The organism is Streptomyces sp. SP17BM10, from assembly GCF_036322405.1.
GTDB lineage: Bacteria > Actinomycetota > Actinomycetes > Streptomycetales > Streptomycetaceae > Kitasatospora.
The window spans coordinates 137,532-159,560 of record NZ_JAQYXB010000544.1; the positions used below are offsets into that span (position 1 = coordinate 137,532).

23 protein-coding genes are annotated in these 22,029 nt (G+C 73.1%); 12 read left to right on the plus strand and 11 right to left on the minus strand.

Annotated features, from left to right (window positions below):
- Window positions 1-38: 38 nt before the first annotated feature.
- Window positions 39-2,396: a transglycosylase domain-containing protein gene (locus PUR71_RS14025; RefSeq protein ID WP_329927298.1), complete on the minus strand. Its 2,358-nt coding sequence runs from the start codon at window positions 2,394-2,396 to the stop codon at window positions 39-41.
- Between the two features lie 426 nt (window positions 2,397-2,822).
- Between PUR71_RS14025 and PUR71_RS14030 the strand changes: the two genes are divergently transcribed.
- A complete protein-coding gene (locus tag PUR71_RS14030) occupies window positions 2,823-3,146 on the plus strand; it encodes a WhiB family transcriptional regulator (RefSeq protein ID WP_195911063.1) in 324 nt (107 codons plus the stop codon).
- Between the two features lie 187 nt (window positions 3,147-3,333).
- Here PUR71_RS14030 and PUR71_RS14035 read toward each other — a convergent pair whose 3' ends face one another.
- Both PUR71_RS14035 and PUR71_RS14040 read right to left on the minus strand, forming a co-directional pair.
- Window positions 3,334-4,509 carry an ArsA family ATPase gene (locus tag PUR71_RS14035; RefSeq protein WP_329927299.1) on the minus strand — a complete coding sequence of 392 codons (1,176 nt, stop codon included), beginning with the start codon at window positions 4,507-4,509 and terminating at the stop codon, window positions 3,334-3,336.
- Window positions 4,506-5,642, minus strand: coding sequence for an ArsA-related P-loop ATPase (locus PUR71_RS14040; RefSeq protein ID WP_329927300.1), 1,137 nt, complete (start codon window positions 5,640-5,642; stop codon window positions 4,506-4,508). The genes PUR71_RS14035 and PUR71_RS14040 overlap by 4 nt, the downstream gene beginning before the upstream one ends.
- 210 nt (window positions 5,643-5,852) lie before the next feature.
- On the opposite strand from PUR71_RS14040, the gene PUR71_RS14045 reads away from it, so the two are divergent.
- From PUR71_RS14045 to PUR71_RS14065, 5 genes are all read left to right on the plus strand, one after another.
- Window positions 5,853-6,011: a DUF4177 domain-containing protein gene (locus tag PUR71_RS14045; protein ID WP_195911064.1), complete on the plus strand. Its 159-nt coding sequence runs from the start codon at window positions 5,853-5,855 to the stop codon at window positions 6,009-6,011.
- Window positions 6,008-6,475: a RidA family protein gene (locus PUR71_RS14050; RefSeq protein WP_329927301.1), complete on the plus strand. Its 468-nt coding sequence runs from the start codon at window positions 6,008-6,010 to the stop codon at window positions 6,473-6,475. Before PUR71_RS14045 ends, PUR71_RS14050 begins: the two co-directional genes overlap by 4 nt.
- 72 nt (window positions 6,476-6,547) lie before the next feature.
- Complete coding sequence (locus PUR71_RS14055) at window positions 6,548-7,411, plus strand: NUDIX hydrolase (protein ID WP_329927302.1); 864 nt, start codon at window positions 6,548-6,550, stop codon at window positions 7,409-7,411.
- Window positions 7,412-7,576: 165 nt separating this feature from the next.
- The gene (locus PUR71_RS14060) at window positions 7,577-7,750 is read left to right on the plus strand and encodes a hypothetical protein (protein WP_329927303.1); all 174 of its coding nucleotides are present in this window, start codon (window positions 7,577-7,579) and stop codon (window positions 7,748-7,750) included.
- Complete coding sequence (locus PUR71_RS14065; RefSeq protein WP_329927304.1) at window positions 7,747-8,580, plus strand: MBL fold metallo-hydrolase; 834 nt, start codon at window positions 7,747-7,749, stop codon at window positions 8,578-8,580. Before PUR71_RS14060 ends, PUR71_RS14065 begins: the two co-directional genes overlap by 4 nt.
- Window positions 8,581-8,646: 66 nt before the next feature.
- Here PUR71_RS14065 and PUR71_RS14070 read toward each other — a convergent pair whose 3' ends face one another.
- Together PUR71_RS14070 and PUR71_RS14075 are read right to left on the minus strand one after the other, a co-directional pair.
- Window positions 8,647-9,321 (minus strand): Crp/Fnr family transcriptional regulator, encoded by a 675-nt coding sequence (locus tag PUR71_RS14070; protein ID WP_030240972.1) that lies wholly within the window; start codon window positions 9,319-9,321, stop codon window positions 8,647-8,649.
- Between the two features lie 263 nt (window positions 9,322-9,584).
- A complete protein-coding gene (locus tag PUR71_RS14075) occupies window positions 9,585-10,883 on the minus strand; it encodes an MFS transporter (RefSeq protein WP_329927305.1) in 1,299 nt (432 codons plus the stop codon).
- 105 nt (window positions 10,884-10,988) lie between these two features.
- Here PUR71_RS14075 and PUR71_RS14080 point away from each other — a divergent pair, with 105 nt between their 5' ends.
- Window positions 10,989-11,570 (plus strand): CGNR zinc finger domain-containing protein, encoded by a 582-nt coding sequence (locus PUR71_RS14080; protein WP_329927306.1) that lies wholly within the window; start codon window positions 10,989-10,991, stop codon window positions 11,568-11,570.
- Window positions 11,571-11,643: 73 nt separating this feature from the next.
- Here PUR71_RS14080 and PUR71_RS14085 read toward each other — a convergent pair whose 3' ends face one another.
- Complete coding sequence (locus tag PUR71_RS14085) at window positions 11,644-12,261, minus strand: RraA family protein (RefSeq protein WP_329927307.1); 618 nt, start codon at window positions 12,259-12,261, stop codon at window positions 11,644-11,646.
- A 268-nt stretch (window positions 12,262-12,529) separates the two neighbouring features.
- Here PUR71_RS14085 and nth point away from each other — a divergent pair, with 268 nt between their 5' ends.
- The 4 genes from nth (at window position 12,530) to PUR71_RS14105 (ending at window position 16,283) form a co-directional block, all read left to right on the plus strand.
- On the plus strand, window positions 12,530-13,399 hold the full coding sequence (gene nth, locus PUR71_RS14090; protein WP_329927308.1) for an endonuclease III: 870 nt from the start codon (window positions 12,530-12,532) through the stop codon (window positions 13,397-13,399).
- A complete protein-coding gene (locus tag PUR71_RS14095) occupies window positions 13,396-14,145 on the plus strand; it encodes an NUDIX hydrolase (protein ID WP_329927309.1) in 750 nt (249 codons plus the stop codon). Before nth ends, PUR71_RS14095 begins: the two co-directional genes overlap by 4 nt.
- 46 nt (window positions 14,146-14,191) lie before the next feature.
- Complete coding sequence (locus PUR71_RS14100) at window positions 14,192-15,376, plus strand: MarP family serine protease (RefSeq protein ID WP_329927310.1); 1,185 nt, start codon at window positions 14,192-14,194, stop codon at window positions 15,374-15,376.
- Window positions 15,377-15,581: 205 nt separating this feature from the next.
- Window positions 15,582-16,283: a metal-dependent hydrolase gene (locus PUR71_RS14105; protein WP_329927311.1), complete on the plus strand. Its 702-nt coding sequence runs from the start codon at window positions 15,582-15,584 to the stop codon at window positions 16,281-16,283.
- Window positions 16,284-16,455: 172 nt separating this feature from the next.
- Here the strand turns inward: PUR71_RS14105 and PUR71_RS14110 are convergent, their stop codons facing one another.
- The 4 genes from PUR71_RS14110 to nhaA form a co-directional block, all read right to left on the minus strand.
- A complete protein-coding gene (locus PUR71_RS14110; protein WP_329927312.1) occupies window positions 16,456-16,665 on the minus strand; it encodes a hypothetical protein in 210 nt (69 codons plus the stop codon).
- Window positions 16,666-16,797: 132 nt separating this feature from the next.
- Window positions 16,798-17,865 (minus strand): alpha/beta fold hydrolase, encoded by a 1,068-nt coding sequence (locus PUR71_RS14115; protein WP_329927313.1) that lies wholly within the window; start codon window positions 17,863-17,865, stop codon window positions 16,798-16,800.
- 76 nt (window positions 17,866-17,941) lie between these two features.
- Entirely contained in the window at window positions 17,942-18,418 is a 477-nt protein-coding gene (locus tag PUR71_RS14120; RefSeq protein WP_329927314.1) for a phage holin family protein, read from the minus strand.
- 286 nt (window positions 18,419-18,704) lie between these two features.
- The gene (gene nhaA, locus PUR71_RS14125) at window positions 18,705-20,138 is read right to left on the minus strand and encodes a Na+/H+ antiporter NhaA (protein ID WP_329927315.1); all 1,434 of its coding nucleotides are present in this window, start codon (window positions 20,136-20,138) and stop codon (window positions 18,705-18,707) included.
- Between the two features lie 347 nt (window positions 20,139-20,485).
- Between nhaA and PUR71_RS14130 the strand changes: the two genes are divergently transcribed.
- Window positions 20,486-21,664, plus strand: coding sequence for a serine hydrolase domain-containing protein (locus PUR71_RS14130; RefSeq protein ID WP_329927316.1), 1,179 nt, complete (start codon window positions 20,486-20,488; stop codon window positions 21,662-21,664).
- A 160-nt stretch (window positions 21,665-21,824) separates the two neighbouring features.
- Here the strand turns inward: PUR71_RS14130 and PUR71_RS14135 are convergent.
- A partial coding sequence (locus PUR71_RS14135; protein WP_443077441.1) for an AMP-binding enzyme occupies window positions 21,825-22,029 on the minus strand: 205 nt, incomplete at its 5' end.

Sequence of the window (22,029 nt, forward strand, 5' to 3'; positions counted from 1 at the left end):
GGAAGGCGCCCTCCTCGTTGTGCAGCCGAGCGGCCGGCTCAGCCGCCGCCGTTACCGCCGCCGCCGTGCTTGCCGCCGTTGCCGTTCCCGCCGATGAAGCCGGGCGGGAAGGTGAAGCCGCCGCCGATCATCCCGCCGGCGTTGGTGCCGCCGCCGGGGTTGCCACCGGGGTTGGCCGGGGGCGGCGGGTTGGCGCCGGGCTGGGCGTTCGGGTCGCCGGCCGGCGGGCTGGCCGGCGGGGTCGCGTTCGGGTCCGGCTTGGGCTGCGGGTCCGGGATGTTGATCGTCTGGATGGGCTCCAGGGGCGTGCCCTTGAGCGCCTGGTTCATCGCCATCTGCCAGATCGGGCCGGGGCCGTCGGCGCCGAACACCTCGGTGAAGTGCTTGCCGCCGATGGTGATGTCCTTCATCTTCACGCCGCCGGCCGGGCCGCCGAGCCAGACCGAGGTGGCGAGCGACGGGGTGTAGCCGCTGAACCAGGCGGCCTTCTTCTCGTCGGTGGTACCGGTCTTGCCGGCGATCTTGCGGCCGTCGTCCAGGCCGAGGGCGGCGGCCGTGCCCTTCTCGGTCACGTTGAGCAGGACGGTGTTGAGCGCGTCCGCGGTGTTCTCGGAGAAGGCCTGGCTGCACTGGGACTGCGGGACCTTGATGTCCTTGTTGTCGACCGTGGTGATCTTGTTGATCGCGATCGGGGTGCAGTACTTGCCGCGGGCGGCGAAGGTGGCGTACACGTTCGCCATGGTCAGCGGGCTCAGTTCGAGCGAGCCCAGGACCATCGACGGGACCTCCTTGAACTCGTCGCCCTTGGCGGACTGGGAGATGCCCAGCTTGTTGGCCATCTGCTTGATCGCGCAGAGGCCGGTCTGCTGCTCCATCTCGACGAAGTAGGTGTTCACCGAGAGGGCCATGGCCTGCTTGAGCTCGTACGGGCCGACCTCGCTCGTCGACTCGTTCTTCACCGTGGCCTTGCCCTGGCCGGGCTGGGGGACGTTCTTCCAGGTGCCCGAGCAGGTCGACATGTTCGGGTACTCGATCTTGTTCTCGGACGGGAACGCCTGGGTGGGCGACATGCCCGACTCCAGGGCCGCCGCGGCGAGGATCGGCTTGAACGTCGAACCGGTCTGGAACCCGTTGCCGCCGCCCATCGCGGCGTCGACGTTCAGGTTCACCACGGTCTGGTTCTTGTTCGGGTCCAGGCCGTACGGGCGGGTCTGGGCCATGGCCAGGATCTTGCCGCTGCCCGGCTCCATCATGGTCGCGGCGGCCGACACCGGGTCGGTCACGTTGACCTTCTTGGTGACGGCGTTCTGCGCGGCGGCCTGCTTGTCCGGGTCGAGCGTCGTGTAGATGTTCAGGCCGCCGGTGTCCCACAGCTTCTTGCGGTCGGCCACGGACTTGCCGAAGGTCGGGTCCTGCTTGATCACGTGGCGCACGTAGTCGCAGAAGAAGCCCATGCCGGCCTGGGCGGTGATGCAGCCGTTCTGCGGGTCCTTGTACTTCAGGCCCAGCGGGGCGGCCTTCGCCTCCTTGGCCTGGTCCGCGGTGATGTGCTTGTTCTCGAGCATCTTGTCGATGACGACGTTGCGGCGCTTGACCGTGTTGTCCGGGTAGCGGACGGGGTCGTACGACGACGGGTTCTGCACCATGCCGGCGAGGGTGGCGGCCTCGGCGATGGTGAGGTCCTTGTTGCTCTTGCTGAAGTAGCGCTGCGACGCGGCCTCGACCCCGTAGGCCTGGTGGCCGTAGAAGGTGATGTTGAGGTAGTTGGTGAGGATCTGGTCCTTCGTCAGGTCCTCTTCCAGCTTGATCGCGTACTTGAGCTCCTGGATCTTGCGACCCAGGGTCTTGCGCTGCGCCTCCAGGACGGCGGCCTGGTCGTCGCCGGCCTTCTCGACGTTGACGTTCTTCACGTACTGCTGGGTCAGCGTCGAGGCACCCTGCGAGGTGGTGCCGCTCTCGGCGTTCTTGCTGATGGCCCGGAGGATGCCCTTGAGGTCGACGGCGCCGTGCTCGTAGAAGCGGGCGTCCTCGATGTCGACCTGCGCGTGCCGCATGAAGGGCGACATCTGGTCGGCGGTGAGGACGGTGCGGTCGCGCTCGTAGACCTTGGCGATCAGGCCCCCCTTGGCGTCGAAGATCTGCGTCGCCTGGGTGAGTGCCGGCGTCTTGAAATCGTCCGGGATGTTCTCGAAGCTCTCCGCCGTGTCCTTGGCGGTGAGGCCGAGCGCGCCGACGGCGGGCAGCGCGAGGCCTGCCAGCAGGACTCCGGAGAGCACGCTGACGCCCAGGAACTTCACTCCGTGTCCCGCGAAGTCCAGCGGTGACCCGCGGCGCTCGCCGCGCGGAGCTCCGGTGTTGCCTGGGGGCTGGGGTGCCTGGGGGCGCTTCGGTGCCATGGGGAGAACCCTACGTCGCCGAATCCCCTCCATAGGGGCAGGTGTTCGCCTAGGCTTGTCACAAGCTTGCGACAGCTTCGGTGCGTCAGCATGACGCACTCGTGCGCGTGGGAAGACTTGCCCGAATTGCCGCTTTTCTGGCGGATTTCGAGGCCGCTGGAGCCTGCTGCGCCCCGCTGGACGGTAGCTCTCCGTGACGACGTACGTGGCCAGAGTGGCCGGGTCGCGCCTGGCAAGGCTTGCGACCTGCGATCACTCCAACGAGTGAGCTGACCGATACCCATAGTCCAATCGGGTCATTCGAGATTGAGCCCGAAGGGGCTGTTGCAAGCTGTCGTTCTTCCGTAACGTCCTCAACTGGCAACGGTGAATATGCCGTTGCCGCCGTGGGGGAGCCTCGAAACATCGGGAGAGGACGGCGCCGGCATGGGCTGGGTTGACGACTGGAGTGCGCAGGCCGCCTGCCGCACGAGTGATCCGGACGAACTGTTCGTCCAGGGGGCGGCGCAGAACCGCGCGAAGGCGGTGTGCAGCGGGTGCCCCGTCCGTACGGAGTGCCTCGCGGACGCGCTGGACAACCGCGTGGAGTTCGGGGTCTGGGGCGGGATGACGGAGCGCGAGCGCCGGGCGCTGCTGCGCCGCCGTCCGACGGTGATCTCCTGGCGCAAGCTGCTGGAGACGGCCCGGACGGAGTACGAGGAGTCCCTAGCCACCGGGGTGATACTGACGGACTACGCCCAGGCCGGCTGACCCGGCACGCGGTCACTCGCGCCCGGCCGCCCCACCGGCCCGGGCCCGCACCGGGAGCGACCAGCCGCGCCGGGAGATCGTCACCACCACGCCGGACCAAGCGAAGCGAAACAACACGCGCCCGCTCGACGCTGACGCAGCCGCTCGATGCCGCGCCGTTCAGGACCGCAGGCCCCGCCGCGGCCCCCTACGCCCCGTCGCTCAGCCTGTCCCCGATGGCCCGCAGCCCGTCCAGGTCGTGCACGTCGCCCGGCAGCGCCGGGACCTCCACGATCGGCACGTCCGGGTAGACCGACACGAAGCGGTCCCTGGTCCGGCGCTCCCTCGCCATGATCTGCATCCGCTCGGCGTGTAGCCGCAGCAGTCCGGCCGCGAGCAGCTCCGCCTCGGGCGACGCGTGCTCCGACCCGTTCTCCTCCAGCGCCTCGGCCGCCGCGAGCGCCCGTTCCGCGGTGAGCTGCGGGGCCCCGGAGCCGTGCACCCGGTTGAGCACCAGGCCGGCCAGCGGCATCCGGTCCGCGGCCAGCCGGTCGACGAAGTAGGCGGCCTCGCGCAGCGCGTCCCGCTCCGGCGCGGCGACCACCAGGAACGCCGTGCCCGGCGCCTTGAGCAGCTGGTACGTGCGGTCGGCCCGCTCGCGGAAGCCGCCGAACATCGAGTCCATCGCGCTGACGAAGGTCTGCACGTCGGTCAGCAGCTGTGCGCCGAAGATCTTGCCCAGGGTGCCGGTGAGCAGGCCCACGCCGACGTTGAGGAACTTCATCGCGCTGCGGCCGCCGACCTTGGCCGGGGCGGTCAGGATCCGGATCACCCGGCCGTCGAGGAAGGACCCGAGCCGGTTGGGCGCGTCCAGGAAGTCCAGCGCCGAGCGGGAGGGCGGGGTGTCGACGACGATCAGGTCCCACTCCTCGGCCGCGCGCAGCTGACCGAGCTTCTCCATGGCCATGTACTCCTGCGTGCCCGCGAATCCGGCCGACAGGGACTGGTAGAAGGGGTTCTCCATGATCGCCCTGGCCCGCTCGGGCTCGGCGTGGGCGAGCACGACCTCGTCGAAGGTCCGCTTCATGTCGAGCATCATGGCCTGCAGTTCGCCCTCGCCACCCACCCCCTTGACCACGCGCGGGGTGTTGTCGAGCTCGGTCAGGCCCATGGACTGGGCGAGGCGGCGGGCCGGGTCGATGGTCAGGACGACGACCTTGCGCCCGCGCTCGGCGGCGCGGAGCCCGATCGCCGCGGCGGTGGTGGTCTTGCCGACCCCGCCGGAGCCGCAGCAGACGATGATCCTAGTCTTCGGGTCGTCGATCAGTGCGTCCACCGCGAGCCGGCTGCCCGTGCCGCGCACACCGTTCGTCGTCGTGCTCACGCCGCCCCCTGCCGCTTGAGTTCGCCCGCCAGCCGGTACAGCCCGCCGAGGTCCACGCCCTCGCCGAGCAACGGGAGTTCGTAGGTCGGGAGCTTCAGGTGCTGGAGGTCGGCGCGCTGCGCGCGTTCCAGCTCGACCCGCTCGGAGTGCTCGCGGGCCTGTTCCAGGAGCGGGTCGAGCAGCGGGTCGACCGCGGCCCGGACGGTCTCCGGTTTGCGCGAGCGCCCGCCGAGCCCGGCCTCGCCGAGGGCCAGGGCGACCTCCTCGCGGTGGTCCCCGTCCACCGCGGCGACGGCGGCCGCGTCCAGCAGGGGCGGCCGGACCATGTTGATCATCACACCGCCGATCGGGAGACCCGACTCGCGCAACTCGGCGAAGCCGTCGACCGTCTCCTGCACCGGCATCTCCTCCAGCAGGGTGACCAGGTGCACCGCGGTCTCCGGTGACTTCAGCACCCGCATCACGGCCTGCGCCTGGGTGTGTATCGGCCCGATCCTGGCCAGGCCGGCCACCTCGGAGTTGACGTTCAGGAAGCGGGTGATGCGGCCGGTCGGCGGGGCGTCCATCACGATCGCGTCGTAGCTGCGGCGGCCGTCCGGGCCCTTGCGGCGGGAGGCCTCGCAGGCCTTGCCGGTGAGCAGGACGTCCCGGACACCGGGGGCGATGGTGGTCGCGAAGTCGACGAAGCCGACCTTCTGCAGGGCCTTGCCGGCCCGGCCGAGCTTGTAGAACATCTCCAGGTACTCGAGCAGGGCCTGCTCGGTGTCGATGGCCAGCGCGAAGACCTCGCCGCTGCCGCCCGGAGCAGCGGACGAGCCCGGAGCAGCGGACCCGCCCGACGCCTCCGCGTCGTGCGCGTCGTCCGCGACGGCCGGAAGGCCGAGCTGCCGCCGGGAGACCGAGGCGATCCGGCGCTCCTCGTACGGCAGGGCGGCGATCCCGAACAGCTCGGCGATGCCCTGCCGGCCCTCCACCTCGATCAGCAGCACCCGGCCGCCCTCGGCGGCCAGGGCCAGTGCCAGCGCGGCGGCCAGGGTGGTCTTCCCGGTGCCGCCCTTGCCGCTGACCACGTGCAGCCGGACGCCCTCCCAGTCGGGATCGCGCCGGGCCGCCTGGCCGGGGGTGCGTGCCACGCTCCGTCTCCGTCCGTCTCCGAGGGCCCGGGGCCGCTCCGTCGGTCGGCCCGCTCCCTGGTTGCCCTCTCGCGAGAGTAACCAGGGAGCGCGTCGGATGCCCGGAGCACCGGGGGGACCGGGCCTGAATCATGCCCCCTTTGTGGGCCACCTCACACGCCGGTCCGCCGGCGGGGCCGATCGCCGCGGCCGCTCGTCTAGAGTCTGGCCATGACCAAGTGGGAATACATGACGGCGCCGCTGCTGGTGCACGCCACCAAGCAGATCCTGGACAACTTCGGCGAGGACGGCTGGGAGCTGGTCCAGGTCGTGCAGGGTCCCAACCCGGAGACCCTGGTGGCCTACTTCAAGCGGGAGAAGAACGCATGAGCAAGGTCGAGTCGAAGCTCGCCGAGCTGGGTCTGAGCCTGCCGCCGGTGGCCGCCCCGGTCGCCGCCTACGTCCCGGCCCTGCGCGCGGGCGAGTTCGTGTTCACCTCCGGCCAGCTGCCGGTCGTCGAGGGCAAGCTGCCGAGCACCGGCAAGGTCGGCGCCGAGGTCTCCCCGGAGGAGGCCAAGGAGCTCGCGCAGACCTGCGCGCTGAACGCCCTGGCCGCCATCAAGTCGGTGATCGGCGACCTCGACCTGATCGAGCGCGTCGTCAAGGTCGTCGGCTTCGTCGCCTCCGCCCCCGACTTCACCGGCCAGCCGGCCGTGATCAACGGCGCCAGCGAGCTGCTCGGCAAGGTGCTCGGCGAGGCCGGCGTGCACGCCCGCAGCGCCGTCGGCGTCGCGGTGCTGCCGCTGGACGCCCCGGTCGAGGTCGAGCTCCAGGTGCGGGTCAAGGCCGCCTGACCGATCCGGTCGTGATCACGGAGGCGGGGACGGGCCTGTCCAACCCCGCCTCCGTGCGCTTAGCATCCGGGCATGGACCATCGAGCCACGACGCTCCCGATGCCGCCCGGCTGGCCCGCCCGGATCCGGGCGGTCGACTCCGGTGCGGCGACCCCGCCGGCGGCGAAGCCCGCCGCGACGGTGGTGCTGCTGCGCGACGCCGCCACCGGGCCCGAGGCCTACCTGCTGCGCCGGCGCACCTCGATGGCCTTCGCCGCCGGCATGTACGCCTACCCGGGCGGCGGGGTGGACCCGCGGGACGGGGAGGCCGAGCTCGCCTGGGCCGGGCCCGGCCCCGAGGAGTGGGCGCGGCGCCTCGGCGTGGACGCCCGGACGGCGCAGGCGGTGGTCTGCGCGGCCGTCCGCGAGACCTTCGAGGAGGCCGGCGTGCTGCTGGCCGGCCCGGACGCCCGGAGCATCGCCGAACCGCGCGACTGGAGCGCCGAACGGGCCGCGCTGGAGGCCCACGAGCTGTCCTTCGCCGACTTCCTCCGCGCGCACGGCCTGGTGCTGCGCAGTGACCTGCTGGGCGGCTGGGCCCGCTGGATCACCCCGGAGTTCGAGGAGCGCCGGTACGACACCTGGTTCTTCGTCGCCGCCCTGCCGTCCGGCCAGCGGGCCGCGCTGGAGGTCGGCGAGGCGGACCGGGTGGCCTGGATGACGCCCGCCGAGGCCGTCCGCGGCTACGACGAGGGCCGGTTCGGCATGCTGCCGCCGACCGTCACGGTGCTGCGCGAGCTGTCGGCGGTGCCGAGCGCCGCCGAGGCGCTGACCGCGGCCGGGCGGCGCGCGCTGGACCCGGTGCTGGGCCGGGCCGAAGTCCGCGGCGACCGCATGACCGTTCGATGGCCGGGGTATGACGAGCTGACCATCGACGGGGACTTCCCCGAAGCCTGAAGCCCGAACCCGAAGCCCGAGATCCGAAGCCCGAGATCCGAAGCCCGAAGCCCGAAGGTCGAGCCCGGACCGCGAGCCCCTTCGCGGACCCCTCAGCCCTTCGTCGACCCTTCGCACACCGTTCGTAGACACCCGGCACCACCGCAGAGAGAGGACCGACGCCCGATGACCCACAACGACGTGGCTCGCCGGACGGCACCCGAGATGCCCGCCCGCCGCCTGATCCCGCGCACCCCTGCCTGCGACCAGCCCGTCCCGTTCGTCGAGGTGGCCCAGCGGGCCCTCGTCCGGGCGCTGCCGCTGCGCGCCCTGCACCGCGACGGCGAGCGCGGCCGGTGAGCGGACTCCTCCCGGGTGACCCCGCCGCCGAGGTCGACGGCGAGGCCACCCCGCGGGCGCTCTGCGTGCTGGCGCCGAACCCGTCGCCGATGACGCTGGACGGCACCAACACCTGGCTGCTCTCCGAGCCCGGCTCGGACCTCGCCGCGGTGATCGACCCGGGCCCGCTGCACGAAGGCCACCTGCGCCGGGTGATCGACCTCGCGGAACAGCAGGGCAAGCGCGTGGCGCTCACCCTGCTCACCCACGGCCACGCCGACCACTCCGAGGGCGCGGCCCGCTTCGCCGAGCTCACCGGCAGCGAGGTCCTGGCGCTGGACCCGGCCCACCGGCTCGGCTCCGAGGGCCTGGTCGGCGGGCAGCGGCTGGACGTGGGCGGCCTGGACCTGAGAGTGGTCGGCACCCCGGGGCACACCTCGGACTCGCTGACCTTCCACCTGCCCGCCGACGGCGCGATCCTCACCGGCGACACCGTCCTCGGCCGCGGCACCACGATGGTCGCCCACCCGGACGGCCGCCTGGGCGACTACCTGGACTCGCTGCGCCGGCTGCACACGATGGCCTCCGAGCACGGGGTGCGGACCGTCCTGCCCGGTCACGGGCCGGTGCTCGCGGACGCCCTGGGCGCCGTCGACTACTACCTCGCCCACCGGGCCACCCGGCTCGCCCAGGTGGAGACGGCCGTCGAGGCGGGCTGTCGGACCGCGGCCGAGGTGGTGGCCCGGGTGTACGCGGACGTGGACCGCGCGCTGTGGCCGGCCGCCGAGCTGTCGGTGCGGGCGCAGCTGGACTACCTGGAGGAGCACGGGCTGATCCCGTACCTCGACTGACCTGCGGGAACGCCGAAGGGCCCGTTCTCCTCCACGGAGGACGGGCCCTTCGTTCGTTCCCGCAGGTCAGCGCGAGCGGCGCGACAGCCGCTCGACGTCCATCAGGACGACGGCACGGGCCTCCAGCTTCAGCCAGCCGCGGCCGGCGAAGTCGGCGAGCGCCTTGTTGACCGTCTCGCGGGAGGCGCCGACCAGCTGCGCGAGCTCCTCCTGCGTGAGGTCGTGGGCGACGTGGATGCCCTCCTCGGACTGCACGCCGAAGCGGCGGGAGAGGTCGAGCAGGGCCTTGGCGACGCGGCCGGGCACGTCGGAGAAGACCAGGTCGGACATCACGTCGTTGGTCCGGCGCAGGCGGCGGGCGATGGCCCGCAGCAGCGCGATGGACACCTCGGGGCGGGCGTGCAGCCAGGGCTGGAGGTCGCCGTGGCCGAGGCCGAGCAGCTTGACCTCGGTCAGCGCGCTGGCGGTGGCGGTGCGCGGGCCCGGGTCGAACAGCGACAGCTCGCCGATCATCTCGCTGGGGCCGAGGACGGCGAGCATGTTCTCGCGTCCGTCCGGCGAGGCGCGGTGGAGCTTGACCTTGCCCTCGGCGACGACGTACAGCCGGTCGCCCGGGTCGCCCTCGTGGAACAGCGACTCACCACGGGCGAGGGTGACCTCGGTCATGGAAGCGCGCAGCTCGCCGGCCTGTTCGTCGTCGAGTGCCGCGAAGAGTGCGGCGCGCCGCAGAACGTCGTCCACGTGCTTCCTCCTTCTCGGCCGGTCGGCGGGTGGGCCGTCCGGCGCAAGTTCCGTTCAGTGTTCTGCATCACCAAGCATGGCGCATGTCGCTCCGATCATATGAGGAGGGGGTGTACCGAGGTGTGCTTCGCGGGGCCATTCGTACGGTTCGGACCCCACGCGGTGCGTGCGCGCCGGCCGGTGCGCCGTCGCGCCGAACCGGGGCCGCCCGGCCCCTCCCCCGAGCGGGCCGGACGACCCCGGTGGTCCGGGGGAGGTGCGGGTCAGGCGGCCGGGGGCGGCAGCTCGCGCAGCCGGCTGACCGGCGACAGGGCCAGCGGGACGAGCATCAGCGCCGAGCCGACGGCGATCGCGACGAGGCCCTGGCGCAGCCCGAGGGCCCCGCCGATGACGCCGCCGAGCAGGCCGCCCAGTGAGCCGCCGCCGAACAGCAGGGTGCGGAACGCCGCGTTCATCCGGCCCATCAGCGGCTGCGGGGTCAGGGTCTGGCGCAGGCTGACCATCACCACGCCGGCCACGCCGAGGCCGAGGTAGCCGACGAAGAACGAGCCGACGAACAGGGCCGTGCGCACCGGCTTGGGGCCGTCCGCGAACGCGACCAGCAGCGGGCTCGCGAAGACCGCCGCCATCGACAGCGCGTAGACGGAGCCGAGCCGGAACCGCTTGATGACCCGCCCGGAGACGGCCGCGCCGATCAGGCCGCCGACCGAGGAGGCGGAGAAGACGACGCCGATCCAGGTGGGCGTCAGCCCCTGGTCGCGCACCGCGTACAGGACGAACACCGTCCACACCGAGACCATCGAGAAGTTGCAGAACGGCCCCACCAGCGCCAGCGGCCGCAGGACGCGGTCGCCGAAGACCCAGCGCAGGCCCTCGGCCAGTTCCCGCCCGAGGTGCCGGCCCGCCGCGGGCGGCTCGGGGCGCGGCTCGGGCGTGCGGATCCACAGCAGCGTGAGCAGCGAGACCAGGTAGGACAAGGCGTCCGCGACCAGGGCGACCGGCGCGGTCAGGGCGCCGATCACCAGGCCGGCCAGGCCGGGGCCGGCGACGTCCGCGGTTGAGGAGGTGACGCCGAGCTTCTGGTTGGCCTCGACGTAGTGCTCCGGGTCCTTCACCAGGGTCGGGACGAAGGACATCCAGCTGACGTCGAACAGGACGGAGAAGACGCCGATCGCGCAGGCCAGCGCGAGCAGCACCGGCAGCGTCAGGTGGTGGGTCACGGCCAGCAGCGGGACCAGTCCGACGAGCACCATCCGGGCGCCGTTGGCCAGCAGCATGGCGCGTCGGCGCCGCATCCGGTCGACCAGGACGCCGAAGACCAGCGCGAGGCCGAGGTAGGGGACCAGCTGCAGGAAGCGCAGCAGGCCGACCTGCTCGGGCGTGGCGTCGAAGGCGATGACGGCGGTGAGCGGCAGGGCCAGCGTGGTGACCTGGCTGCCGAGGAGCGAGAGGGTCTCGCCGGACCAGAACTTGAGGAAGTCCCGGTTGTGCCGCAGCCGTGCGGTCGGCGGCCGTTCGGCCGGACGGGTCTGCGGGCCGGGCCCGATCGCGGTGGCGGTCATCCGGTGGTGTTCCCCCCGAGTCGATTCTCACGGTTGATGGCTGATCAACCGTGAGAATCATGACAGCTGGATCTGATGGTTGCAAGTGGGGTTACCATTAGATTCATGGCTTCCGTCACCGCTCAGGAACACTCGGCACCGCCCTCCCCGGGCCTGCCGCTCGCCGTCGCGCTCGCGAACACGCTGGTCGCCGCCCGGGGCAAGGTCCGGGACACCGTCGGGACGCCGGAGGACCTCGCCGGCTGGCTCGCGGCCGAGGCCGGCGCCCCCGGACTGTCCGTCGGCGAGGCGGACCTGGCCGCGTTCCGGGCGCTGCGCGACGCGGTCCGCGCCGTCCTGCGCGCGCACGCCGAGGGGGAGGCGGCGCCCGCCGCCGAGGTCGGCCGGATCAACGAGGCGTCCGCCGCCGCCCCGCGCTGGCCGGTTCTGACGGCCGTCGGCACCGGGATCGCCGTCGTCCAGCGGACCGGCCGCGAAGGGTTCCCGGCCGCGCTCGCGGCGCTCGCCCACGGCACCGCCGACCTGCTGGGCGGTCCGCTCGCGGCCGACCTGCGGGCCTGTCACGGGCCGGGCTGCGTCCAGTTCTTCGTCAAGGACCACCCGCGCCGCGAGTGGTGCGGCCCCGGCTGCGGCAACCGGGCCCGCGCCGCCCGCCACTACCACCGGCAGCGCGAGCAGTCGGTCTGACGTCCGGGAGTACCCGGGAAAAGCAGTGCGCCCCGGAGGGGGATTCCCTTCGGGGCGCACGGCGTCGGTGAGGTCAGGCGGTGAAACCCACCTCGCTCAGGGCCTTCTCGATCTTGGCCCGGTGGGCCGCCTCCCACTCGTCCAGCGTCTCGGCGGCCTCCTTGGCCAGCTTCGCCCGGGCCGCCGCCAGCGTCTCTTCGCGCCGGGCGGCGGGCACCGCCACGACGCCCTCCTCGTCCGCCACGACGACGTCGCCGGCCGCCACCAGCACGCCGCCGCACCGGACCTCGCCGCCGTGCGAGCCGAGCGCCCGCTTCGCGCCCGGGATGGGGATCACCCCGCGGGCGAACACCGGGAAGCCCGCCTCCCGCACCTCGCCGAGGTCGCGGATCAGGCCGTCGGCCACGAACGCGGCGACGCCCCGGCGCTGCGCGACCGCGCAGACGTTGCCGCCGGCGAGGGCGTGGTCGAGGTCGCCCGATTCGACGACGACGACGTCGCCGGGCGCGGCCCGGTAGATCGCGGCGTGCAGCATGAGGTTGTCGCCGGGCGGGCACCGCACGGTGAACGCGGGGCCGGCCACCCGCGGCATGCCGGCCCACAGCGGGCGGACCCCGATGTCCATGACCTGGGCGCGGCCGAGCAGGTCGGCCAGCGTGGTGGTGGGAATGTCCGCGAAGTCGTGATCCATCTGTAGCCCCCGTCGTTCGTTTGCCGATCGGTCTTCTCGGCGCATTATCGGGCAGCCTCGTGGGGACTGGGAGGCGAGCTCCGTCCACAGCCTGTGGACGGAGCTCGCCGTGCAGCCCGGCTGCGCGGTCGTCAAGGTGCGCGCCTGCTCCCTGATCGGCGGCGTCAAGCTCCGTCAGAGGCCCTCAGCCGCGCCCGAACCCGGGCCGGTGGGGACGGTGACGCCCAATGCGGCGCACGGGTTCGGCTGTCCGGCGTAGCCTTCGTGCATGGCAGAGAGCAAGGTCCGGAAGGTGGCGGCGCCGAGCGCGAAACCCGCGGCGAGGCCGAGGAAGCCCGAGTCCCGCCTGGCGATGGTGCGGCGGGCGCGCAGGATCAACCGGGAGCTCGCGGAGCTGTATCCGTACGCGCACCCGGAGCTGGACTTCGAGAACCCGTTCCAGTTGCTGGTGGCCACCGTGCTGTCGGCGCAGACGACGGACCTGAGGGTGAACCAGACGACGCCCGCGCTGTTCGCCCGCTACCCGGGCCCGGAGGACATGGCGGCGGCGAACCCGGAGGAGTTGGAGGAGATCATCCGCCCGACCGGGTTCTTCCGGAACAAGGCGAAGTCGCTGATCGGCCTGTCGGTCGCGCTGCGCGACGACTTCGGCGGCGAGGTCCCGGGGCGCCTGGAGGACCTGGTGACCCTGCCCGGCGTCGGCCGCAAGACCGCCAACGTCGTCCTCGGCAACGCCTTCGGCGTCCCGGGGATCACCGTCGACACCCACTTCGGCCGTCTGGCGCGGCGGTTCGGCTGGACCACCGAGGACGACCCGGTGAAGGTCGAGCTCGCGGTCGCCGAGATCTTCCCCAAGTCCGAGTGGACGATGCTCTCGCACCGCGTGGTCTTCCACGGCCGCCGGATCTGCCACTCCCAGAAGCCCGCCTGCGGAGCCTGCCCGATCGCGCCGCTCTGCCCGTCGTACGGCGAGGGCGAGACGGACCCGGAGAAGGCGGCGAAGCTCCTCAAGTACGAGATGGGCGGCCAGCCCGGCCAGCGGCTGAAGCCCCCGGGGGACTTCCCCGGCGAGGCCGCCGCGCGCGCCGACGCCGCCTCCCACCAGGGGCGCGTCGCGGACCTGGCGGTGGGCGAGTGAGCGCGCCCGGGCCCGCGGTGCGGGAGATCGAGCGGGACGGCCTGCCGCAGTGGCTGGAGCCCGTCCGCGACGCGGCCGAGCGCGTGTTGCCCGAGCAGCTGAGCCGGTTCCTGCCACCCGTGGAGGACGCCCGCACGGCCGCGGTGCTGATGCTCTTCGGCGAGGGCGAGCAGGGCCCCGACCTGCTGCTGATCGAGCGGGCCCGCTCGCTGCGCTCGCACGCCGGCCAGCCTTCCTTCCCGGGCGGCGCGCTCGACCCGGAGGACGGCGACCCGGACGGCCCCGGGCCGATCGCGGCGGCGCTGCGGGAGGCCTGGGAGGAGACCGGCCTGGACCCGGCCGGTGTGCAGGTCTTCGCCGCGCTGCCCGCCCTCTTCATCCCGGTGAGCCGCTTCGTGGTGACCCCGGTGCTCGGCTGGTGGCGCGAGGAGTCGCCGGTGCGCCCGGTGGACGCGGGGGAGACCGGCGCGGTGTTCCGGGTGACGATCGCCGAGCTCGCGGACCCGGCGAACCGGGTCCGGCTGCGGCACCCGTCCGGGCACCTCGGCCCGGCGTTCGCGGTGGCCGGCCGGCTGGTCTGGGGCTTCACGGCCGGGGTGATCGACCGGGTCCTGCACCACAGTGGCCTGGAGCGTCCGTGGGACCCGTCCCGGATCGTCGACCTCTCGGACGACGCGCTGGCCCTGGTCCAGGGCGACACCGAACGCTCGCGCGCGCTGCTGGGCGGCGAGGCCGGGACCTCGTGAGGGGCCGTCCACACGGCCGCGCCGCCGGTCGTGGGAGGGTGTCCGGGTGAACGTCCTGGATGTGCTGCTGATCCTCGCCGCCGTCGGTTTCGCCGTGTCGGGCTACCGGCAGGGCTTCGTGGTGGGCGTGCTGTCCGTCGTCGGCTTCCTCGGCGGCGGCCTGCTCGCGGTGCAGTTGCTGCCGCTGCTGCTCGACCACCTGAGCCCCGGCACGACGGCCTCGGTGGTGGCCGTCATCGTCGTGATCGTGTTCGCCGCGATCGGCCAGGCGGTCACCACGCACTTCGGCTGGAAGCTGCGCGGCCACATCGACCGGCGTCCGGCGCGGGTGCTGGACGCGGCCGGCGGGGCCGTCGTCAACGTGATCTCGATGCTGCTGGTGGCGTGGCTGATCGGCTCCGCGCTCGCCGGAACGTCCCTGCCGACGGTCTCCAAGCAGGTCCGTTCCTCGGCGATCCTCGGCGGCGTCCAGGACGCGCTGCCCGGCGACGCTCCGAACTGGTTCTCGGACTTCTCCAAGGTGCTCGCCCGCAACGGCTTCCCGCAGGTCTTCAACCCCTTCGAGCACGAGCCGATCACCCAGGTCGACACGCCCGACCCCGCGCTGGCCGCCAGCCCGGCGGTCGCGAAGGCCCGGCAGAGCCTGGTCAAGGTGGTCGGCACCGCCACCTCCTGCGGCAAGACCCTGGAGGGCAGCGGCTTCGTCTTCGCGCCGCACCGGGTGATGACCAACGCCCACGTGGTCGGCGGCGTCGACGAGCCGACCGTGCAGATCGGCGGCACCGGCCAGCTCTACGACGCGACGGTGGTCCGCTACGACTGGCAGCGCGACATCGCGGTCCTCGACGTGCCCAAGCTCAACGCGCCCCCGTTGACCTTCGCCGGGGAGGCGAAGACCAACGACAGCGCGATCGTCGCCGGCTTCCCGGAGAACGGCGCCTTCAACGTCCAGCCCGCCCGCATCCGCGGCCGCATCCAGGCCAACGGCCCGGACATCTACCACCGCGGCCAGGTCGTGCGCGACGTCTACTCCGTCCGTTCGCTGGTCCGCCAGGGCAACAGCGGCGGACCGCTGCTCACGCCGGACGGGCAGGTGTACGGCGTGGTGTTCGCCAAGTCGTTGGACAGCGCGGACACCGGGTACGTGCTCACGGCGGCCGAGGTGAAGGACGACGCCGAGAAGGGCGGCTCCGCCTCGGCGCGGGTGGACACCCAGGGCTGCGCGCTCTGACGCCGGGCCGGCTCGCCGTCGCGGGCCGGCCCTCCACCCCGGCCCTCCACCCCGGCCCTCCACCCCCGGACCGGCGCGCCGGTACGGAGGGATCCGATATCCGTCGGACCGTCAGTCCGCCCTGGTAGCCTCGGCCGCGCTCACCCGTTCGGCTCAATCCGGCGCCGGTCCCGGAGTGAGGTCGACGGGAGGTCGTGGTAGTCCGATGATGGGTCACTCGCACGCGGTCAGCGGGGCGATGCTGTACGCGGCCTCGGTGCCGTTCCTGCCCCCGCTGCTGCTGCACACCACGCTGCAGCCGGCGGACATACTGATGGGCACGGTGCTGTGCGCGGGCGCGGCCCTGCTGCCGGACCTCGACCACCACGACGGCTCCATCGCCAACTTCCTCGGCCCGCTCTCCAAGGCGCTCTGCCGCTTCGTGGCCTGGGCCTCCGGCGGTCACCGGCACGCCACCCACTCGCTGCTGTTCGTCGCGCTGATGGGCGGCGGCACCTGGGCGGGCGTCACTTTCCTGGGCCGCAACTTCACCCTCGCGGTGACGTTCTTCCTACTGGCGCTCGCGATCCGGGCGCTGCGGCTCTGCCCGCCCGGCGACGGCCCGGAGGCGTGGATCACCGTCGTCGGCCTGGCCGCGCTCGGCACCTTCGGGATGAACACCTGGATGCCGAACGCCCCCGGCTGGCTGCCGTACGCGGTCGGCCTCGGCACGCTGGCGCACCTGCTCGGCGACTGCCTGACGAAGAAGGGCGCGCCGCTGCTCTGGCCGCACAAGGAGCGCTACGAGATCGTGCTGATCAAGCGCAGCGGCAACAACGTCGAGACCAAGGTGCTGGTGCCGATCATGTCGGTGGCGACCTTCGTCCTGCTCTGGTTCACGGCGCTGTCGCCGACGCTCGTGAACTGACGCGTGAACTGACGCGCGAACCGGTTCGTGAGTCCGGCTCGTGAACTGACGCGTGAACCGACGCGTGAACCGACGCGTGAACCGGATCGTCACGAAGGGCGACGGCCGTGGCCGGGCGCGTACGGCCCGGGTGAACCGGACGGCAGGTCGTTGACGACAGCGGCGCGGGGCCTCAGGTCTCGCGCCGCAGCCGTGCGCCCACCCAGCGGGCGCGCCGGCCGAGGATGTGCGGGATGCCGAGTTGTCGCTGCGCCGCGCGCTGACGGCGGTCCGTGCCGTCGTAGCCGAGGTCGTCCGCCCAATCGGTACGGGGGGCGGACCGGTGCGGGCTGTTCTGGCGTCGGCCGCGCGATGCGCCGCCGCGATCGGGCATCCAGGTCATACCGGAATGGATGCCCCTGGGCCGGTCGGGGTAACCGTCCGGACGCCATCGAAAGTGGCCTATGCGTTTGTCATATGAGCTCAACATTAAAGGAGTTGAGGCGGGCAGGGCGGGGAGCCCCGCCCGGCACGCTCACTCCTTGTGCTGACCGACCCAGTCCAGCAGCTCGGCCGTGAACTCCGCCGGCGCCTCCTCGTGCGGGAAGTGCCCGACGCCCGGCATCAGCCGCCACCGGTACGGCGCCGCCACGTACTCGCCGCCGCCGAGCGCGGTGTGCGAGAGCAGCACCGGGTCCGCCGCCCCCTGGACGTGCAGCGTGGGCGCGGCGATCGGCTTCTTCATCCGGCGGGCGAACTGGATGCCGTCCGGACGGGCCATCGACCGCAGCAGCCAGCGGTACGGCTCGATCGAGCAGTGCGCGGTGCTGGGGATCTGGATCGCCTGCCGGTACGCGTGCACCGCGGCCGCGTCCAGCTTGTCCGGCCCGGTCCACTCCTCCAGGTAGCGGGCGACCAGCGCGGCGTCGTCGGCGACCAGACGGCGTTCGGGTATCCACGGCCGCTGGAAGCCCAGCACGTGCTCGAAGGCGGCGATCTGCTTGCGGTCGGTGAGCAGCGCCCGGCGCAGGTCCCGCGGGTGCGCGGCGGAGACCACGGTGAGGCTCTGGATCACCGACGGGCGCATCACCGCCGCCACCCAGGCCAGCGTGCCGCCCGAGGCGTGCCCGACCAGGTGGGCCCGGCGCTCGCCGAGCGAGCGGATCACCCCGGTGATGTCCAGGGCGAGGTTGCCCGGGTCGTACCCGCGCGGCGTGCGGTCGCTGCCGCCGATGCCGCGCAGGTCGAGCGCGACCGCCCGGTAGCCGGCCCCGGCGAGCGCGGTCAGCTGGTGGCGCCAGGCCCACCAGTACTCCGGCCAACCGTGCACCAGCAGCACCAGCGGGCCCTCGCCCAGCTCGGCGATGTGGAACCGGGCGCCGTTGGCGGCGAGGTCGCGGTGCGTCCACGGGCCGCCCTGCCGGATGCTCCAGGCGTCGGCCCCGGTGCTGCCGGGCGCCCCGGCCACGGTGTCGCCGGGGGCCTCCCCGGCGGTCCCGTCGACGCCCTCCGCGGCCTTCGCGGCGGCCTCCCGACCGGGCTCCCGGACGGAGCCGGAGTCGGCGGGCGGCTGCGCGGGCAGGGGCTTCTGGTCAAGCGGCATACCGAGAGCGTGTCACATCCGTGCGCCGGACACGCGCCCGGCACTCGTTGTCGGTGTGCCCGGCCGGGCCGCGCCCTTACGGGATGCGGCCCAGCGCGCGGTCGATCTCCTCCTTGGTGGCCGGCCGCGGGCGGGCGTTCCTCAGCACGTCGGCGGTCTTCTGGGCGCCCTCGATCGTGCGGACCGGCTTCTCGATCCTCTTGAAGGAACGCCAGGCCAGCATGCCGAGCAGCACCGCGAGCAGCAGGTAGGCGCCGGCCACGATCAGGAACGACCAGCCGAGCGACAGGCCCAGCGCGTGGATGCCGAAGGCCGCCGCGGCGCTCAGCATCGGGACGGAGGCCAGCGCCACCACGCCCGCGACCGTCAGCGACACGCCGCCGGAGACGCCGCGCTTGACGTCCGCCCGCAGCTCGGCCTTGGCGAGCGCGATCTCGTCGTGGACGAGCGCGGACAGGTCGGCGGTGGCCGCCGCGAACAGCTGCCCCACCGAACGCTCGCCCTCGTAGGGCGCCCGGCCGTTGCTGGACGGGTCTGCGGCTCCTGCGGGCATCAGCGGTTCTCCTCTGCGGCTGTGCGGCGTGACGCCGCCGCGCGGTGCGGTTCCGGGGGCCGGAGGGGCCCGGGGGCGTCAGTGGACTGTCGACAGCTCAGAATCATGCCCCTACCGGCCAGTCGCACACCACTCCGGGGCCCCGCCGGAGGGACGTGTCCCGGCTGCCGGGGCCCCGTGGAGGCCGTGGCGGGCCCCTGGGGCGCCGCGGGGGCCCCGCGGGTGTCCGGAGTGCCGGACGGGTGCCCGAGCGGGCCACGGGGGCCCTGAGCGGCCCTCAGCGACCCTACGGCGTGCCGGGGCGGTGCCGGTCGTCGGGACGGACGGCACCGGTGGCCGACCGGTCGTTGCCGGTGCCCGGCCGGTCGTCGCCGGGGTGCGGCGCGACGTCGGTCAGCCGGGTCCGCCAGGCCGGGTCGTCCGGCTGGTAGACGTCCGGGACGCCGTCGCCGTCCGTGTCCCGGTCCTCCTCCTCGCACAGCGCGCGGTAGTGCCGGTTGCGGAGCTTGAGCAGCACGGTGGCGACCACCGCGCACAGCACCGAGCCCACCAGGACGGCCGTCTTCGAAAGGTCGGCGAGCGCCAGGTCCCCGGGGAAGGCCAGCTCGCTGATCAGCAGCGCGACGGTGAAGCCGATCCCCGCGAGCACCGCGACGGCGAACAGGTCGGCCCACTTGAGCTGCGGGTTCAGCTCGGCCCGGGTGAACCGGGCGGCCAGCCAGGTGCCGCCGAAGATGCCCACCGTCTTGCCGACCAGCAGCCCGATGACGATGCCGAGCGGCGTGGCCTGGGTGAACACCTCGCGCAGCGCCGGGCCGGAGAGCGTCACCCCGGCCGCGAACAGCGCGAACACCGGGACGGCCAGCCCGGCCGACAGCGGCCGGACCAGGTGCTCGATGTGCTCGCCGGGGGACTGCTCCTCGTCGCCCTCGCGGTGGCAGCGCAGCATCAGGCCCATGGCGACGCCCGCGACCGTGGCGTGCACGCCGCTCTCGTGCATCAGCGCCCAGATGACGAAGGCCAGCGGCACGAACAGGTACCAGCCGTGCACCCCGCGCCGGTGCAGGAACCAGAACAGCACCAGGCCGGCGAAGGCCAGGCCGAGCGCCCAGAACTTGATGCCGGAGCTGTAGAAGACCGCGATGATCAGGATCGCGATCAGGTCGTCCACGACGGCCAGGGTGAGCAGGAAGGCGCGCAGCGCCGAGGGCAGGTGGCTGCCGACCACGGCCAGGACGCCGAGGGCGAAGGCGATGTCGGTGGCGGTCGGGATCGCCCAGCCGTCCGGGTGGCCGCCGCTGCCCGAGTTGATCAGGGCGAACAGGAACGCGGGCAGCGCGACGCCGCAGACCGCGGCTATGACGGGCAGTACGGCGGCGCTCGGGCTGCGCAGCTCACCCGCGACGAACTCGCGCTTGAGCTCGATTCCGGCGACGAAGAAGAAGATCGTCAGCAGGCCGTCCGTGGCCCAGTTGGCGAGCGTCAGGTCGAGGTGCAGCGGGGCGGACGGACCGACGGTGTGGTCGAGGACGCTCTCGTACGCGGCCGGCCAGACGTTCGCCCAGACCAGCGCGATCACCGCGGCGATCAGGAGCAGGACGCCGCCGACCGTCTCGGTGCGCAGCGCGTCGGTGATGTAGGCGCGCTCGGGCAGGGGCAGCCGGCCGAGGAGCAGCCGGCGGCGGGGCGTCGGCTCGTTGACGGGCGGCTGTCGGGTCACGCTCGGACCTCCTGCGGGCTGGGAACGGCACACGGATGCACACGTGGTGCAAAGTGCCGACCAGACTTCCCGGCGCGCCCTGTGACGCCCGGATTCCTGTTCGAGGACCTTGATGCGTCCTTGGCAGTCTAACGGGAACGTCCGAGTGACATCCGGATTGTCCTACCTAAGGACTTAAGCCCTCGTGCTGTGTTCTGCACCCTCGTGGAGCACCGGCGCCGTACCCGAACGGCCCCGGCCGCGTGCAGACGAGTGAACGCGTTCCTATCGTCGGATGCAGGCGCCGCCCGATCCGGGCCCAGGCGTCATCCCCCGTCAGATCCCTTGCGCCGCTTCGGAGGCACCCCATGCCCAGACCGCCGCTCTTACCCGGTGAGACCGTCGTGTCCGCCGACCTGCCCGGCCCCGCCGGCCCGGATGAACCAGAGCTCCCCGCGGACCTCGACCGCCTGCTCCGCCCGCTGGTCCGCGCGGCCGGTCCCAGCGGGGGAGTCGCCGTTGCGGTCATCCGCGGCGACGAACGGACGGTCGTCTGCCGCGGACGCTCCGACCGTTCCGGCCGGTACCCGGTCCGGGCCGACACCCGGTTCGAACTCGGCTCCGTGACGAAGACGTTCACCGGACTGCTGCTCGCCGAGATGGCCGCCCGTGGCGAGGTCCGGTACGACGATCCGATCGACCGCTACCTGCCCGCCGACGCCGCCCCCGGCTACCCGCACGAGCGGCCGATCACCCTGCTCCACCTGGCCACCCACACCTCGGGCCTGCCCCGGCTGCCGGTCGGCCTGCTGCCCGCTATGGCACCCCGGTGGTTCACCAGCCCGTACGCCACGTTCGGCCCGGCCCACCTGCTCAGGGCCCTGCCGCGGACCCCCGTCCGGGGGACCCCCGGCACGCAGGTGCGCTACTCCAGCCTCGGCTGCGGACTGCTCGGCCTGCTGCTGGCCAACGCGGCCGGACAGCGCTACGACGACCTCCTGGCCGCCCGGGTCTGCGGGCCGCTCGGCCTGGTCGACACCTCCAGCGGCCCCGGCCGGGAGGAGGTCGCCGGGTACCGGCGCGGGCGCCGGGTGCCGTCCTTCCGGCTGCCGGCCCTGCCGGGCGCGGCCGCGCTGCGCTCGACCGCGGACGACATGCTCCGCTACCTCCAGGCGCACCTGTCGCTGGACGCCGTCCCGCTCGCGGAGCGGGCCGACGCGGCGGTGCTGCGGACGGCGCTCGGCGAGGTCCGCCGGCCGCGGGCGGGCCGGCGCCGGGGCGGTGCCACCCGGATCTGCCTGGGCTGGAACCAGCGGTCGGTGGCCGCGGGGCCGGACCCGGACGAGGCCGACGGCGAGGAACTCGTGTTCCACGCCGGCTCCACCCGGGGCTTCGCCGCCTTCGCCGGGTTCAGCCCGCGGGCGCAGGTGGGTCTGGCGGTGATGGCCAGGGCACGGTCGCTGCGCAGCCGTGGCTTCGTCCAGAGCGCGTACGAGACCCTGCGGACCCTGACCGCGCAGCGGCGCGGCCCGGAGGCCCCCGGTTGAGCGGCAGGGCGGTTGAGCAGCAGGCCGACTGCACGACATGACGGCAGGCGGCAGGGCGGTTGAACGGCAGGCCGTCACGCCCGCATGACGACGGGGCCCCGGGCGGTCATCACCGCCCGCCCGGGGCCCCGCCCGTTGCCTCACTCTGGTGTCAGCGCGCTCAGCCGTTGTCGCCGGCGGGCGGGAGCTGGGCCTGGATCTGGCTCATGACGGTGCTGTCGGCAAGGGTGGTGGTGTCGCCGACTTCGCGGCCTTCGGCGATGTCGCGCAGGAGGCGGCGCATGATTTTGCCGGAGCGGGTCTTGGGGAGTTCGCCGACGACTTTGATCTGCTTGGGTTTGGCGATGGGGCCGAGGGTGCGGCCG